Source organism: Ligilactobacillus murinus DSM 20452 = NBRC 14221 (assembly GCF_001591685.1).
GTDB classification, from domain to species: Bacteria; Bacillota; Bacilli; order Lactobacillales; family Lactobacillaceae; genus Ligilactobacillus; species Ligilactobacillus murinus.
Genome location: NZ_BCVJ01000119.1, coordinates 1 through 1087 on the forward strand (window position 1 = coordinate 1; position 1087 = coordinate 1087).

Here is a 1087-nt window from a genome sequence, read left to right on the forward strand (position 1 = left end):
TTCTACATTTTATATAGCAGCATGGCCTGGTAGCTAATAGCCCAGCTTTCTATTCGAGAAAGGGCTTGGGCCCAGCCTACAATATAAAGCCAGAAGTTGTTCATTATGGTGGTGATGCTTATTTTGATAATGGAAATATTGTCAAAAAGTCAATATTCGGCTTTTCAACTTCAGGAGAGTTTAAGATAGAAATAGGTACGAGCTTTTCAACACCTAAAGTTGCTAAAAATATTTCGTGCCTAGACACAATGATGGTAAAACAAAATTTTGATCCAATATTATTAAAAGCACTGACTATCCATTCAGCTAAGTATGATAAGGACATTTCTCTATCTGAAATTGAGCGGATAGAACGCTTGGGATTTGGAAAACCACAAAAAGCTAGTGAGATTTTAAATACTACAGATCATGCTGTAACGTTGATTCTGAATGGTGATTTACAAAAATCATCTAGGATAGATATTATGGATTTTCCATATCCAGATTCATTGATAGATGAGAATGGACATTATTACGGTATAGTTGATGTGACACTTGTCTATGATCCCTATCTGGCTCCTGATATGGGAAATGAATATTGTCAAAATGAAATAGATCTCAAGTTTGGTACCTTTAGTGAGAAAAGGGATGTTGTAGGTCCTTTTTCAAAATTTAATCCCATAAAAAGAGTGGACAGTCAGAACTTACTTAAGGATACCTTGTATAGCAAACGATCTTTAAAAAATAACTATACTTACGAGAAAACTAGGATCGAGTATGGGAGAAAATATCAGCCAGTAAAACATTATAGTATTGATTTAGCTACATTATCTAATGCTAATAAGAAATATCTTGATGCACATAGAAATTTTTATTTGTATCTTGAAGGAATTTATCGTAATTTTATTGTGAGTGAGTTAGAAAAAAATAATAAGCACCCACATACTAGATTTTCGCTGATTATTACCATTAGTGATCCTAATAAAGAGAAAAATGTATATCACGATACTATTGCAAAATTAACTAAAAATAATTTTATTCACAGTGCAGTAGCTACTGAAATTCAAATTGATGTGTAACATAAAATCTGTAATGGTGGCGTAATAGA

At 32.3% G+C, this 1087-nt stretch carries 1 protein-coding gene; it reads left to right on the top strand.

Annotation, left to right across the window (positions count from 1 at the left end):
• The first annotated feature begins 26 nt into the window (after positions 1-26).
• A complete protein-coding gene (locus LMU01S_RS10035) occupies positions 27-1058 on the top strand; it encodes a S8 family serine peptidase (RefSeq protein WP_156470422.1) in 1032 nt (343 codons plus the stop codon).
• Positions 1059-1087: the final 29 nt, after the last annotated feature.